This is a genomic window from Marinomonas balearica (assembly GCF_004362145.1).
Classification (GTDB): Bacteria; Pseudomonadota; Gammaproteobacteria; order Pseudomonadales; family Marinomonadaceae; genus Marinomonas; species Marinomonas balearica.
Window position 1 is genome coordinate 250,315 of the sequence record NZ_SNXC01000014.1, and the last position, 15,239, is coordinate 265,553.

Sequence of the window (15,239 nt, forward strand, 5' to 3'; positions counted from 1 at the left end):
CCAGACCGCAGGTCACACCTACGCCTGCGTCTGGAATACATAAGGTGCAAAGCGGCGATACTTTGTTTGCAATTGCTTTTCGGTATGGGTTGGATTATCGCAATTTGGCCTCTTTAAATAACATTGATTCTCCCTATGTTATATATCCAAATCAAAAAATTCGTTTAGTAGGTAAACATAAGACGCTTACAAAACCTACTTCCATTAAAAAAGCGGTAACACCGACTAAAGCAGCGAAAACAAAGACATCTGCGCAAAAGAATAAGCCTTCAAATTCAAAAAATGTAAAAAAAGTGAACTCTGCTAAGAAACTGCCGTCAAAGAGTAGTGTTACAACAAAAAAAGTAGTGAAGTGGTTGTGGCCAATAGAAGGAAGTGTGGTTAGGGGGTTTTCAAGCAGTGGTGTTAGTAGTAAAGGTATAGACATCAAAGGAACAAAAGGTCACCATGTAAAAGCAGTAGCAGATGGTGTTGTTGTTTACGCAGGTAGTGGGCTAATAGGATATGGCAATCTCGTTATTGTAAAACATAATGAAATCTATCTGAGTGCATATGCGTATAACAAACGTATATTGGTAAAAGAGCAACAAAGTGTCCGAGCAGGAGATTCTCTTGCAATAATCGGAGGAAAGGGAAACGAAGCATCTTTATTGCACTTTGAAGTGCGTAAAGACGGTCAACCAGTGAATCCACTAAACGTATTACCCAGCAGATAATTACGCGATGTTGGGTGAGGAGGGGGCATGAAAGCGACTGAAATGGAAAAGACAGAGTTAGTTACGCTTACAGATAATATTGATTTAGATCTTGAAGAAAGCCAAGATAACTCGGAGTTTGAATCGGCAGTTAGTGCTCGTTATAACGCTGAAGAAAACACTAAATCATTAGATGTTACGCAATTATACCTGAGCGAAATCGGATTTTCGCCGCTGTTAACTGCACAAGAAGAAGTTTACTTTGCTCGGCTGGCGTTAAAAGGAGATGAAGCAGCCCGCAAAAGAATGATAGAAAGTAATTTACGTCTCGTTGTAAAAATATCAAGACGTTATTTGAATCGAGGATTATCTCTGCTTGATTTGATTGAAGAGGGTAACCTCGGTCTAATTAGAGCGGTTGAAAAATTTGATCCTGAACGAGGGTTTCGGTTCTCGACCTATGCCACTTGGTGGATTAGACAAACAATTGAACGTGCGATTATGAATCAGACGCGTACGATTCGATTACCTATCCATGTGGTGAAAGAGCTTAATGTATACCTCCGTGCTGCTCGAGAGCTGACGCAGCAGTTGGACCATGAGCCAAGCCCAGAAGAAATTGCTGAAAAATTGGATCGTCCTGTTGAAGATGTCCAAAAAATGCTGGGCCTTAATGAAAGAATAAGTTCGATTGACTCTCCGTTGGGTGGAAGCGAAGGCGACAAAAGCCTAGTTGAAGTGATACCCGATACACAGCACTCTAACCCCGAAGATGAACGCCAGGAAGGGGATGTTTTAAATAACATCGATGGTTGGCTCGACGCATTAAATGAAAAACAACGTGAAGTTATAGCTCGCCGATTTGGTTTACGAGGCTACGAACCGAGCACTCTTGAAGATGTGGGTGCTGAAATAGGTTTGACTCGTGAAAGAGTAAGACAGATTCAGGTCGAAGCATTACGAAAACTCAGATTGATGCTGGATAAACAAGGCTTGTCGTTAGACGATGTAATTCAATTAGACTACTGATTTAAGTGGTTGTAAGTCATTTTTAAAAAACGCTAGAGCTTGCTCTAGCGTTTTTTTTGCAGTGGGTTCAACAAGTAGTTTTATTGAGTGTTAGAAGTGGCGCTGTCAGTGTACCTGTAATAGCACTTTCTGATTTTTGCCATCGCTAACGAAGCTGTATGAGCTAAGTGATGGTCTAACTGATAGTGTCAGTATCTTCGTTCAGCATTTCTATTGTGTCATCTATGCCGCTTTGATATCGCTCTGAGATCCCTTTGAGCGTGTACAGCAACTTCTCTTCGCCATTGATCTCAACGATTTCCGGAAGGCTAGTGACGATCCTATGTTGGAAGTCTGGAACAGTAACGACCTTTTCATCTAATAGCAGAGTGTTGTATATATTCAGAGAATCGTAGGCTTTGAGTTCAACTAAGTGTTGTTCCGCTTTCTCTATTTCAAAAGTATCCTTGTCCGCTAAGCTAGAAAGCTCGTCGTTACAGTCGTGTAGGCTTAGATGGAAGTTAAGCTTGGGGGTATCCTTGTATACATCGCCGTTCAACAAGTGTTGCATTAGGCCAATGAAGAGTTGCCCTGTGCAGACCGCATTCATGTAGATACTGTCTTCACAATTCATGGTTTTAAAGAAAATTAAAACCGAATTACCTTTGTATTGATGTACGACGCCCTGATAATTTTCGCTTGCTCTAAACAGTGCGCGATAGATCGGAGTGAGTAGATTTGCAACATCAAGAGGAGAGAGCGCATTGTGCCAAGAGTCTAAATTGCAAAACTCGAAATACAGTACACAAGTCTCTTTTTCTTTGGCTTTAATGATACTTTCGAAATCGATTTCGAATTGGGAGTGTTCAGGTTTGCCGACCGACTCTTCAGATTCTTTTTGTTTAGGTAGGTTCCATTCTAGGTTCTTTAAAGAAGCGAATGCGGTGCTTAGCTCATTCGCTTCTAAATAGGTGTTGCTTGGTAAAGGTACGTCCTTTACTCCATGCTTCATTGCTTGTATTGCGTCGGTTATTTGATATATCGGGGCATATAACCATTTCGTCACCAAGACAATCACTAACGTTGCGAGAGCGGTAATAAAAATGGCGACGCCAATAAGTAAGTTGTTTAAGTGGGTTAGTGTTTGTTGTGCGGGCGTTTTATCCAGAGTTATTAGAACGTGTCCAACTATTTCATCTCGAAACTTCACCGAAGAGCTGTAAACTCTCTGGTTTTCAACGGGGCGCCAATCTCGTGAAGAGACTGAAGTGCTTCCATTACTGCTGGCTTCGGCGAGCAGCTCATCTTTTTTATTAAAAACACGCGCACTTAAGATGTTTTCGTCAATGACCAATCGGTTCAATAACACATTAAGGCTCAGGAGGTCGTTAGTCAGTATCGATTGAGTCGCATTAAATGCAGCCTGTGTAGCAAGGCTGTTGCCCAATACCTCGGTTTGTTGATTTAGGTAGTTGTCGAGTGCAGATGTCATCGTACTCCAAAAGACGGCCACTGCCACAACAATCAATATGATGAATGTCGTTAAGGTGACGACCAGCGCGGATAACTTATTTTGTAAAACAGATAACATCGTGTTTACTTGAGGTTCCTTTTAACAACAGGACTTTTATAAAATATAACATTAATCCAACAAATATAGCCTGATTATATCGGCATGTTTGATTTTTCTTTAGTTATACACAGAACTTCTTTTTAAAACCGTCAATATGATTCTTCGACGTAGTCATATTTGCTATAGTTGTCGCCTAAAAATTCTAGGAGCTAGCATGTCCCCTTCTATAACGTTAATTGGTCGTATAAACGATGCGTACCAAAATGCATTTAGTACTTGGCTTTCTGACCATTCAATTGAGTTTGAGGTAATAACGCTCTCTGACGAACAAGACGATTTTGAGGTCGTTAGATACGATTTTACACAGGATATTTCTGAAGAAACGGAATTGAAGCTAAAGAAGGCGTTGCTTGAAAAAGCCAATGTCACCGGAATTGATCACGTTCTCCAGACTCACCAACATTCGATTGAAGACGCTGGTTTGGCTGTTTTTGATATGGACTCTACCTTGATTAAAGCAGAAGTAATGGATGAGCTTGCTGTAGAAATGGGGATAGGCGAACAAATTTCGGCAGTTACGGCGAGTGCAATGAGGGGAGAGATTGATTTCACTGAAAGCTTTACTCAGCGTTTAGCGCTTTTAAACGGACTAAGTAGCGATGTTATGGATTCCGTATATAAGCGTATTGTGCATATGGACGGTATTGGAACCTTGATGTCTACTCTTCATGCTTTTGGATGGAAAACGGCGATATTATCCGGCGGTTTTACTTACTTTGCTGATCGAGTAAAAAGTGATTATGGAATGAAAGAAGTCCACGCGAATGTACTAGAAATTGTTGATGGTAACTTGACGGGAAAGCACATCGGTCCAATCGTTGACGGAAAACGAAAGGAAGAATTACTTGAAGCGTTGGTCGAGCAATATGATGTAGATTGGTCAAATACGATTGCATGCGGCGATGGCGCAAATGATTTATTAATGCTGAATCGAGCTTCTTTAGGTGTGGCACTGCACGCTAAGCCTATTGTTAGAGAGCAGGCACCTTGCCCTACAAGTTATCTCGGTTTAGATGGTATATTGTATTTAATGGGAATGACGTCAGAGCGAATTCGAAACGTTAAATAAATGGATCTTTCGAGCTAATGAGTGCGGTGTATAAACGAATCTATTTTCGGATTCCAAGTATACTTTTGTAGTTTCGCCTCCGAAGAATTCGCTGCCTGTGCTAACCTTTAGTTTTGGTGGAATATTGTACGCTTAATGGTTTTTCTTTAAGGTGTACCAATTAAATAATTCAAGAATAATAAGAGGAAACCTCTTTGACAGAAGTTAAGTTATGCGATGTCGATTTAAATCTTTTATACATATATCTTGTTTTGATTGAAGAGAAAAATGTAACGAAAGCGGCTTCACGTTTAAAAGTATCTCAACCTGCTGTAAGTCGATCTCTTTCGCGACTTAGAGACGTGTTCGATGACCCTTTGTTTGTACGTAATTCCCACGGCCTTTCTACCACAGCACGCACTGATCAACTTGCGCCACAGCTTAAAGAAATGATGGACGGGTTGGAGACTTTAATTCAACCGTCCGAATTTGACCCAGAGCATTCTACCCGTCGGTTTGTTATTTCAACGACCGACTTTGGATCATTGACTGTATTGCCAAAATTGCTAGAAACGTTTCGTAATCAGGCTCCAAATGCAGTTTTGGAGGTAAAAAGCTGGGATGAAAACACGGTAAACGATATGGATAACGCTGAAATTGATTTAGCGGTTGCTGTATTGTCAAAAGAACCTCCCGCCGGTGTTAAAGGAACACGACTGAAAAGCGATACGATGGTCTGTCTGGCACGCAAAGAAAACCCTCATGTGACGAATGGCATTTTGACGTTAGAGGGTTATCTAGCAGCGCCTCATGTTCAAGTCGTTTTAGGGCGTCGCTACCAATACGCGGTTGACAGAGCGCTTAATAAAATTGGTCATAAACGACAAATAGCGGTAACTCTTCCAAATTTCGTTCCTGCCGCAGCCGTGGTTCGAAACAGTGATTTGTTACTGACTGTGCCTAAATTGTTTGCGCAAGATTTTGCTGAAATTTCTCCGAATTTGGCGGTCTATGAGTTGCCGTTTGAGTCCAAGTCATTTGACTATTCAATGATCTGGCACGACAGATATCAACATGATGATGCTCATAAATGGTTTAGGCAGATTATTTATGACGTATTTGAAGAATATCGCCATTTATACGATGTTTAATCGTATTAAATGCTAGATGGGCTCTTGCCTGTTTAGAGAAGAAAGAGTTCGTGTTTGTGAAAACTGTTGTTCAAAAAGCGGTAAACACGAACTCTTGAGAGTTAAATGAATATTTTTAGGACTCTAGGCGCGCAGTCCATTCTTTTGTTAGTACTTCAACCAGTGCGTATCGTTTAATTTTCAGAGCGTCATTTAATCCGGTAAAATTCTGTTCGAGATAATCGTTAAGTATTTGATCTCGAATTTTTATTAACGAAGCGATTTGCTGGCCTTGTTCATAGGTAACGTCTTGGTGTTTGATAAGCTCGTCTAAGACCTGATCTCGGGTTTCAACATCCTCGTTATAATGGTTTTTTAAAACGTATTTGGCGAGATCCAGCATTGAGGCAACGAGAAGTTGGAACGAGTGCTCAACAGCCATTCTTTCGTCGCTGGTTAAATCCTCTGTTTTATTTTTTTTTCGGTGAGCGTCTAAGCGTTTAATCATCATGTGCTGATGATCGTAGAGTGCTTTCTCCCATTCAATATCTCGCATACTCTCTCCTCAATATTCGGCGTAAATCAAAACAACAAAGAGTGCCAATGAGCACTCAGAAAACCAAATAAGTGAATAAACTTGTTTATGTTCAGTGTAGTTTAAAAGGCTAGAAAAGGGTAAAAGTCATACGTATCTTCTTGATTTATCGACACGCCAGCAGGAATGTGAAGGTACCCATCTGATTCACATGCGGGTAATAATGCACCGGAGCTTTGTCGTATATGAGGTTCCGCTCGACCATTCAAGATGGACACTCTTAGAAACTCATCTCTGCGAATGGCATTGCTTCTGGTAAAGTTTGTCTTTATTGGAGTGGGTCGAGGGATATAGGCTGTTTGCCCTGAGGCGCCTCTAAGCGCGCCACTTGCAAGCCAGTGGTACGTAACCAGCGTTGAGCTTGGATTTCCGGGTAAACCGATGAAAGGAGTGTCAAATACATTAGCAACAACAATAGGTTTACCTGGCTTCATTGCCACTTTCCAAAGACTGACAGAGCCATTATTTTCAATTGCTTCTTTAACGTAATCTTCCTCCCCAACAGACACTCCCCCAGAAGATATAATAATATCAACGTGTTCTGACAGTGTTTTGAGCGCGTTTTCCGTTTCCTCTTTGCTGTCTAAGCAATGGAGAGTTTTAACCACCTGATGACCGGATTGGGATAATAGACTCGCCAGCATCGGGCCGTTAGAGTTATAAATTTGTCCCGGACTTAATGGTTTTCCGGGAGCTACTAATTCGTCACCAGTGGTTAGAACACCTACTTTTAACGATTTAAAAACGCTGACACGTTCTTTTCCTACGCTGGCAAGCAAGCCAATCTGCATGGCAGATAGCTTTTGTCCAGCACGTAACACAGTTTGTTGTTGTGCAATATCTTGTCCCTTGGGACGGATATTTTCACCGACCTTCGGACGCTTTTTAATAGTAACACTGCTGTCTGTGTTAACGTCCACCTCTTCCTGCATAATGACCGTGTCTGCTCCAACGGGAATTTCGGCTCCTGTGAAAATTCGAGCCACTGTGCCTTGTTGGAGTGGAGCGGGAGCTTGACCAGCGGGGATTCTTTGAGAAACATGAAAAGCCATCTCAGTGATATCTGTGTTTTGACCGATCTCTTGAGCATTGAGTGCATATCCGTCCATTGCGCTGTTTGCTGCTGGAGGCACATCAATTTCGGAGACAATGTCCTCAGCTAAAATCCGCTCTAACGCCGATGTAACGGGAACGCTTTCTTGTTCAACAAGAATGGGCAAACAGGTTTGGAAGAAAGAGAGCGCCTCTTGAAATGGCATCATTTTCGGTGACATGTTATCTGTCCTAATTGTTTGTTTTGTACTTATCCGATTGTATATGGGCCGAGAAGCATTTCGACAAAATTACAAGGCTTGTGAGTCGCGTCTAATTGTTCGTGAATGACATGATTCCATGCGGTTTTACATGCTCCTGTGGAGCCTGGTAGGCAGAACACGAGTGTTTTGTTTGACAATCCCGCCATTGCTCGAGATTGAATCGTAGATGTGCCGATTTCATTGTAGGAAATTTGTCGAAAGAGCTCTCCAAAACCGTCAATAGTTTTATCTAGTAATGGTGTAATGGCTTCGGGAGTGCTGTCTCTAGAGTAGAAACCTGTACCGCCTGTTATGATAACGACATGACTGTCTTTGTCGGCAATCCATTGAGATACAACGGCGCGCATTTGGTAGACATCATCTTTTACAATGGTGCGCTCTCGAAGTTGATGTCCGGCTTCGGATAACAGTGAGACCAGAGCATCACCCGATGTGTCGTTTTCAAGGCTACGAGTGTCTGAGACGGTTAATACGCAGATGTTTAAAGGTCGAAACGGAGTAGGGGATTTAGACATTAGAGATTCCTGTTTAGCCTCCTGTTGCGCTCATAAAACGCAAGATTTGAGGTTCTTCGTTTAAGTCGAAATGATGGCGCTCAGGTTTTAACGCCAGTGCATTATGAATACTGGTTTTAAGTGAATCTTGCGTCGCTTTTGGATCACGTAAAACGGCTTTTAGATCCATAGAGTGTTCGTTACCAAGGCAAAGTAATAGTTTCCCTTCAGCCGTTAGTCTGACGCGATTGCAGGTGCTGCAAAAGTTATGGCTATGAGGCGAAATAAGCCCAATTTTGTTATTAAAACCATCAACATCATAATAACGACTAGGCCCACCTGTTTTGAGCTCGCTTTTGTGTAATTTATAGCGGCTACTCAGTTGGTTGTATATTTCGTCACTCGAAATGTAGGCTGCCGCGCGATCATGATGGCTAATAACACCCAATGGCATTTCTTCGATATAGCTAATATCCATAGCGTGATTCAGCGCAAACTCTGCCAGAGAGAGAATTTCGTGGTCGTTGTGGTTTTTTAAAATGACGCTGTTAATTTTGACACGCTTGAACGGCAGTTCTGCGACTTTATTGATACCGCGAACAACCTGATCGAATTTATCTCGTCGTGTAAGGCTTTCAAATTTTTGGCGATTTAGCGTGTCGAGACTGATGTTAATGCGAGACACGCCAGCGTTGTGGAGGGAGTCCGCCATGCTTTCAAGTTGAGAGCCATTGGTGGTAATTGTCAGCTCATCAAGGCCGTCTGTTTTTGCAATTTCTTCTAATGCCCAAAGGATATTTTTTCGAACCAGAGGTTCACCTCCTGTTATACGAATCTGCTTAGACCCCATACTAATAAAGGTTTTTGCAACATTGACAATCTCTTCAAGCGTTAGAATGTGGCTTCTTGGTAAAAATGTAACGTCTTCGTCCATGCAATACGTACATCTAAAATCGCATTTATCCGTTACGGATATCCGCAAGTAATCGATGGATCTACCAAATGGATCAATGAGCGTATTTTTAGACAATGTGATGCCCCTCAGTATTAACCTACCAATAGAACCAGAAAATCGGCGTTTTAGCAAAAAAGGTTGCTGATAAAAGCGATAACTTGGTAGGAGTGGACTCTTTATTATTGTAGTCGTTTGGAGTTTCACATGCGCAGATTATTAATTTATACCGCGGTTTTTTCAGGACACGCGCTGTTTGATGTTAACATTCCGTAAAGCGGTTATTTTAAGTAGAGGTTGTCGTGAATCAGGTACTAAACGGTTTAATTGAATTGTTATCATTGGAGCAAAAATCAGACAATCGGTTTGTCGGTACGAGTCAGGATCTAGGGTTTCCTAAAGTATTCGGTGGTCAAGTGATTGGGCAAGCGCTAAGTGCTGCATCGCAAACTGTCGAAAATAGGGCGCCTCATTCATTGCATTGTTATTTTATTCGACCAGGCGACGCTGCGCATCCAATTGAATATGATGTCGAGCGAGTGCGTGATGGAGGCAGTTTCAGTGTACGCCGAATCATTGCTACTCAATTTGAGAAAACAATATTAGTCATGACGGCTTCATTTCATATTGAAGAAGAAGGTTTAGAGCACCAAGATACGATGCCTTCTGTTCCAGGGCCTGAGAATTTCAAATCAGAGCTAAGTCTCTATCGGGCACATGCTGATGAAATTCCAGAAAAGATTCGCGGCCTATTGACTGCCGACCGTCCTATTGAATATCGAATTGTCGAAAACCAGAATCCATTTAGACCGAGGGCTGGAATAGGAAAACGTCATATCTGGATGAGAAGTGTCGATGCACTTCCAAATAACCCATTTATTCATCAATCTATGCTTGCTTATACGACCGATTACGGTTTCTTGGAAACGGCGCTGCAACCTCACGGGATTTCTATCGGAAATCCTAAGTTAAATATTGCCAGCTTGGATCATGCTATTTGGTTTCATCGTCCGTTTAGGCTGGATGACTGGCTTCTTTATGTTGCGGATAGTCCATCTTCCTGCGCGTCACGCGGGTTTGTTAGAGGACAGATTTTTAACCGGGAGGGTCTGCTCATCGCTTCCACTTCTCAAGAAGGCCTAATTCGTAAAAGTTAAGGTGATCGTTGATAAAGCTAGGCTTGTTAGCGTTAGCGCCAATGTTTGCTAAAGAATGCTAGAGATCAATAAAATGAAATAATAGATGAACAACTGTACACAAAATCATCAGTTTTGTTTAGAATATCGGATCTTTTCGTTTTGAGCGCCCTGTAAACTGGTTTAACTTGAGTTTTGATGGTTATGTCTTGATAGTCAGGAAGACACGCAGGGGTATTAATATTGATTGTTTTACATTATATGGATGTGAAGGGTAAACAGTGAATACCAATCGATCACTTGCAAGTTTTATGTTACACAAAGCATTGGCGTGTTACTTTTTGTCTGCTGTATTTGTGTTCGGCGCGATGCTTGTATTTTTTTTCGAGAACCAGAAAGACATTCAGTCTGAAGAAGCTCGAATGTACGGCAGTTTTATTGCACGTAAATTACAGAATGTCTCTGCAACAAGCTTAAGTGATCTCGTCTCTCACATTGATAAAATGGGGGGAGCTGCTCAGAGCCATGAATTTAATATTGGAGTGGCGACTAAGTCGACAGAGACGCTTTGGCTAAATAAGCCTGATGCAGCCACTAGCCAACCTCTTCGAGAGTGGTCAGAAAATATCAGTAATGTTCAACTGGGTATCATTACGGTTACTGTTTCCGCTCCGCTCACCCCTGTTTACGACGCTGTTTTTTCTAAGGCCCTATCTTATCTGGCAATATTAACTGCACAGTTGTTCTTGTTGTGGGGCTTATTCAAATTCCTTGTCGTGCGCTTCCTTCGAAGAGCAATACAAACACTAAGTCGCGACTTAGAGGTGCTTAATTTAAAGAATCCTACGCCGTTAGCTGGCGACCCGATTCTCTCTGGTTTCTCAGAATACAGACGCATACTTGTAGACATTAATCGAGTTATCACGTCCTTAGTTTTATCGCGAAATCAAGTTGAAAAAATGAATGAGCAACTTGAAGAAAAAGTACGTGAAAAAACACTCTCTCTAGAAGAGAAGAACGAAACCTTAGTTAAACTAAATCAACACCTTTCTACGTTAGCGAATACAGACTCCCTTACCCAAGTATACAATCGAACTCGTTTTGACCTGCTTTTTCGAGAGAATGTTGCGGTATCACAACGAAGGCAAACAACCTTGTCGTTGCTTTTGATTGATTTAGACGACTTTAAAAAAGTAAACGATCGATATGGCCATCAAATCGGAGATCAGGTGCTTAAGCACGTAGCTCAGTCATTGACAGAGACGCTTGGGAAGAATGGAATACTTGCACGATGGGGTGGAGAAGAGTTTGCTGTGTTACTGCCGTATTTTGATGAGCAGCGTGCAAGAGGGATGGCAGAGATTCTTCGACAGTCTATTGATACTGCGTATTTCGAAGATCAAAAAATTCATATTACTTTGAGTGTCGGTGTTGCAATGCTGTTGGCAGATGAAACTGGTAACCAGCTTCTCAATCGGGCGGATGTGGCGCTTTACGAAGCAAAAGAGAGTGGTCGTAATCGAGTTGTTATTGCTAAGCATGCGCTACAAAAGCAGCTAACTTTTGAAGACTTATCAGATCCTAGATAGCAATCTATTCAAACGTTTGTGTTATTGAGGGTTGTTAAGCTGCCTTTCTAGTGCCCACTCTACGTGCTCTCGTACTAACTCAGTACAAGACAGTTGTTTAATCTTAAGTGCTTCAATGATTTTTTCATCGTATGGCGCGTTACCGAGCGCGATGGCTACATTTCTCAGCCAGCTTTCATAGCCTGTTCGTCTAATAGGCGATCCGGCTGTTTTATCCAAAAATTCGTCTTCACTCCATAAGAACAAATCCATTAAATCAGCCTGATCGAGTTGATGGCGAGGTTGAAAATCGTTTTCTTGGGTGTTTTTTGAGAATTTTGTCCAAGGGCATACTAACTGACAATCGTCGCAGCCAAATATTCGATTACCCATTTTGCTTCTAAGTTCGACTGGGATAGAGCCTTTGTGCTCGATGGTTAAATACGAGATGCATTTACTGGCATCCAAAACCCATGGCTCTACAAAAGCGTCGGTAGGACATTTTTGAATACAGGCGTCACAGCTTCCGCAGTGACGAGACTTACTTGGAGCGTCAACGGGCAGAGGAAGGTTCGTAAATAGCTCACCTAATAAAAACCAACTTCCGGCTTTTGGAGATAAGAGCAGTGTGTTTTTGCCAATCCATCCCATTCCAGCTTGTTCTGCTATTTGCCGTTCAAGAATGGGGGCACTGTCTACGAACGCACGATATCCATGATCTCCAACGACTTCTTCGATGCGTTTTGCCAGAGTGGTTAGGCGTTTTCGAATGATTTTGTGATAATCACGTCCAAGGGCATAGCGTGCAACATACGCTTTTGTCGGGGTTTTGAGTCTTTTTACTGTCTCAACGGATTCAGGAAGGTAGTGCATCCTCAGTGAGATAACTCGTTGAGTACCTTCATGAAGCTCTTCAGGTTTGAATCTTAAATCACCATGATCTGCAAGATACCCCATTGATCCATGGTAACCACGATCGATCCATTGTTGATATTGAGCTTTGTATTGCTCCAAGCTTGGTTGTACTATTTTTGCTTCCGCGAAGCCGAGCTCAAAAGCCCAATCTTTTATTTGTTGTGCTAAGTCTGCAAGGTCTCGTGGGGAATTTAAATTTGAAGATAACAAAATAAGTCTTAGTAGATTTGAAGAGAGGGGGGATTCCCACTCTTCAACAGGTTATAGAAAATGGCTTTGATTAGATACTTTTCTAGTGTTGGCAGCCCTCGAAAAACGCATTTCTAGAACCCAAAAAAGTAGGATTAATATAGAAGAGAGTCGCCTTTGACGACATCCATCAAAAGGTTGATAAACATCTTATCGGCATCAGAATGATCTTCAGGGATCTTTAATGTCGTTTGAGAGGATACTTCCTCGGCGATCTTTTGATATGCATTAGGGTCGTTGATGTGCTCTCTGGCAATGCGTACGATTTCAGCTGAAAGTTCCGGTTCCATCAGCATTTTTCTGAAGCAGCGTAAAAATTCGTCAATAATGCGTTGTTGGTTGAGCTCGGACGCCATGGTGATTACTCCTATATCAATAATGCTGTAATAACACCACGAAGCTACTTATGGGGCAAGTGGCATCAAATTATAAATTGTTTATGGTTGACTAACTCTAGGGTGATGGAGATAATAACCGACTATTATCAGCAATACCCCGCTGATCGTTCTTCTTGGTGGCCAACAGCTCCCTTCACATATGGTATTTTAGGCCATACACACGAGCGATGTTAGTTTTAATGCATGACTATCTCGCTAATCCTCGCGCAAACACGCGGGCAGTGTAAAAACTGCGATTTATTGCGTACAAATGTTTCCTGCTTTCAGGTATCTCTTTGGTTTAGCAAACTTCGTTTTATCAACGTTTATCTACTTGCTATATACAGGTACAATACAACACGTATTTAGCACTAAAACAATAAACACTATAGAGGGTAACAAGGTGGAGTTATTATCCGGTGGTGAGATGATCGCCCGCTTCCTTAAAGACGAGGGAGTTGAAAATATTTATGGCTATCCAGGTGGAGCTGCTCTTCATATTTACGATGCGTTGCACCGTCAATCTGATGTGAAGCACGTACTGGTTCGTCATGAACAAGCGGCCACGCACATGGCAGACGGTTATGCGCGTGCAACCGGTAAGCCAGGTGTCGTACTCGTCACGTCCGGACCTGGTGCAACAAACACGGTCACAGGCATCGCAACGGCGTATATGGATTCGATTCCTATGGTCGTTATCTGCGGTCAGGTAATGAGCTATTTGATTGGTGAAGACGCATTCCAAGAAACCGATATGGTGGGTGTTTCTCGTCCGATTGTTAAACACAGCTTTACTGTAAAACACCCTTCAGAAATCCCAGAGATTCTAAAAAAGGCGTTTTATATTGCAAGCTCTGGTCGACCTGGTCCAGTAGTCGTTGATGTGCCTAAAGATATGACTATGCCGAACGAAAAGTTCGAATACCATTATCCTGATGCTGTCTCTTTGAGGTCTTATACTCCTCCTACAAAAGGCCACAGTGGACAAATCAAAAAGGCGGTAGAGCTTTTGCTATCCGCAAAACGCCCTGTTATTTACGCTGGTGGCGGTGTCATCATGGGTGGTGGTTCTGATCAGCTGATCTCTCTTGCTAGGCATTTGGGTTACCCTGTGACTAATACATTGATGGGTTTAGGGTGTTACCCAGCGACTGATAAACAGTGTGTTGGAATGCTAGGCATGCACGGTAGTTATGAGGCGAATATGGTGATGCACCATTCGGATCTTATTCTTGCCGTAGGCGCACGCTTTGATGATCGTGTGACAAATGACCCAGACAAATTCTGCCCAGGCGCTAAGATTGTTCATATCGACATTGATCCTGCTTCGATTTCAAAAACGATTCGTGCTGATGTTCCTATTGTTGGGCCAGTTCGTCAGGTTCTTGAAGAGATGCGTGAACTTATTGATGCAGCGCCTGCGCGCTCAAATGAAGAATCAATTGCGACTTGGTGGAAGCAGATTGAAGAGTGGCGTCTAGTACACGGCGGACGCTACGATACTTCAAGCGACAAAATTAAGCCTCAAGCTGCGGTTGAAGCTTGCTGGAGAGCGACAAATGGAGACGCTTTCGTTGCTTCTGACGTAGGTCAGCATCAAATGTTTACTGCTCAGTATTATAAATTCGATAAGCCGAATCGTTGGGTTAACTCGGGTGGTCTAGGTACCATGGGGTTCGGATTGCCTGCAGCGATGGGCGTAAAAATGAACTTCCCTGAAGAAACTGTAGTCTGTGTAACAGGCGAAGGCAGTATTCAAATGAATATTCAGGAATTGTCGACCTGTCTACAGTATGGTCTTCCAGTGAAGATTTTATGTCTAAACAATGGTTACTTAGGCATGGTTCGCCAGTGGCAAGACATGAATTATGAAGGTCGTCACTCAAACTCCTACATGGATTCACTGCCAGACTTTAAGATTCTAATGGATGCTTATCGTCATAAATACGTAGAAATTCGAACTAAAGATGAGCTGGATTCGAAGATGGAAGAAGCCTTCGCGATGAAAGATCAACTTGTTTTCATTAACTGTTTTGTAGATCCAGAAGAGCACGTTTACCCAATGCAGGTACCACGAGGCTCTATGCGTGATATGTTCTTGAGTAAAACGGAGCGAACCTAAT

14 protein-coding genes are annotated in these 15,239 nt (G+C 42.3%); 7 read left to right on the top strand and 7 right to left on the bottom strand.

The genetic code is table 11. The features are described 5' to 3' along the window. Positions 1–44: 44 nt before the first annotated feature. A complete protein-coding gene (locus DFP79_RS14740; RefSeq protein ID WP_243730289.1) occupies positions 45–716 on the top strand; it encodes a peptidoglycan DD-metalloendopeptidase family protein in 672 nt (223 codons plus the stop codon). Between the two features lie 27 nt (positions 717–743). After that, positions 744–1,724 carry an RNA polymerase sigma factor RpoS gene (gene rpoS / locus DFP79_RS14745; protein ID WP_208111445.1) on the top strand — a complete coding sequence of 327 codons (981 nt, stop codon included), beginning with the start codon at positions 744–746 and terminating at the stop codon, positions 1,722–1,724. Positions 1,725–1,899: 175 nt separating this feature from the next. Here rpoS and DFP79_RS14750 read toward each other — a convergent pair whose 3' ends face one another. Then, a complete protein-coding gene (locus tag DFP79_RS14750; protein ID WP_133504710.1) occupies positions 1,900–3,294 on the bottom strand; it encodes an AhpA/YtjB family protein in 1,395 nt (464 codons plus the stop codon). A gap of 196 nt (positions 3,295–3,490) precedes the next feature. Here DFP79_RS14750 and serB point away from each other — a divergent pair, with 196 nt between their 5' ends. Both serB and DFP79_RS14760 read left to right on the top strand, forming a co-directional pair. Next, positions 3,491–4,405, top strand: a complete 915-nt coding sequence (gene serB, locus DFP79_RS14755) for a phosphoserine phosphatase SerB (protein ID WP_133504711.1) — start codon at positions 3,491–3,493, stop codon at positions 4,403–4,405. Between the two features lie 194 nt (positions 4,406–4,599). Beyond that, positions 4,600–5,535: a LysR family transcriptional regulator gene (locus DFP79_RS14760; RefSeq protein ID WP_133504712.1), complete on the top strand. Its 936-nt coding sequence runs from the start codon at positions 4,600–4,602 to the stop codon at positions 5,533–5,535. 115 nt (positions 5,536–5,650) lie between these two features. On the opposite strand, the gene DFP79_RS14765 is transcribed toward DFP79_RS14760, so the two are convergent. The 4 genes from DFP79_RS14765 to moaA all read right to left on the bottom strand — a co-directional run bounded on the left by DFP79_RS14765 (position 5,651) and on the right by moaA (position 8,949). Further along, positions 5,651–6,070 (bottom strand): HepT-like ribonuclease domain-containing protein, encoded by a 420-nt coding sequence (locus DFP79_RS14765; RefSeq protein ID WP_133504713.1) that lies wholly within the window; start codon positions 6,068–6,070, stop codon positions 5,651–5,653. Between the two features lie 101 nt (positions 6,071–6,171). Then, entirely contained in the window at positions 6,172–7,383 is a 1,212-nt protein-coding gene (locus DFP79_RS14770; protein WP_133504714.1) for a molybdopterin molybdotransferase MoeA, read from the bottom strand. A 29-nt stretch (positions 7,384–7,412) separates the two neighbouring features. Continuing rightward, positions 7,413–7,940, bottom strand: coding sequence for a molybdenum cofactor biosynthesis protein B (moaB, locus tag DFP79_RS14775; RefSeq protein ID WP_133504715.1), 528 nt, complete (start codon positions 7,938–7,940; stop codon positions 7,413–7,415). Between the two features lie 13 nt (positions 7,941–7,953). Beyond that, positions 7,954–8,949 carry a GTP 3',8-cyclase MoaA gene (gene moaA / locus DFP79_RS14780; protein WP_133504716.1) on the bottom strand — a complete coding sequence of 332 codons (996 nt, stop codon included), beginning with the start codon at positions 8,947–8,949 and terminating at the stop codon, positions 7,954–7,956. A 224-nt stretch (positions 8,950–9,173) separates the two neighbouring features. On the opposite strand from moaA, the gene DFP79_RS14785 reads away from it, so the two are divergent. Both DFP79_RS14785 and DFP79_RS14790 read left to right on the top strand, forming a co-directional pair. Continuing rightward, entirely contained in the window at positions 9,174–10,028 is an 855-nt protein-coding gene (locus DFP79_RS14785) for an acyl-CoA thioesterase (protein WP_133504717.1), read from the top strand. Positions 10,029–10,288: 260 nt separating this feature from the next. Then, positions 10,289–11,596: a GGDEF domain-containing protein gene (locus DFP79_RS14790; RefSeq protein ID WP_133504718.1), complete on the top strand. Its 1,308-nt coding sequence runs from the start codon at positions 10,289–10,291 to the stop codon at positions 11,594–11,596. Between the two features lie 21 nt (positions 11,597–11,617). Here DFP79_RS14790 and queG read toward each other — a convergent pair whose 3' ends face one another. Both queG and DFP79_RS14800 read right to left on the bottom strand, forming a co-directional pair. Further along, a complete protein-coding gene (gene queG / locus DFP79_RS14795) occupies positions 11,618–12,700 on the bottom strand; it encodes a tRNA epoxyqueuosine(34) reductase QueG (protein ID WP_133504719.1) in 1,083 nt (360 codons plus the stop codon). Between the two features lie 134 nt (positions 12,701–12,834). Continuing rightward, positions 12,835–13,095, bottom strand: a complete 261-nt coding sequence (locus DFP79_RS14800; RefSeq protein WP_133504720.1) for a hypothetical protein — start codon at positions 13,093–13,095, stop codon at positions 12,835–12,837. A gap of 424 nt (positions 13,096–13,519) precedes the next feature. Here DFP79_RS14800 and DFP79_RS14805 point away from each other — a divergent pair, with 424 nt between their 5' ends. Continuing rightward, complete coding sequence (locus tag DFP79_RS14805; protein WP_133504721.1) at positions 13,520–15,238, top strand: acetolactate synthase 3 large subunit; 1,719 nt, start codon at positions 13,520–13,522, stop codon at positions 15,236–15,238. Position 15,239 lies beyond the last annotated feature (1 nt).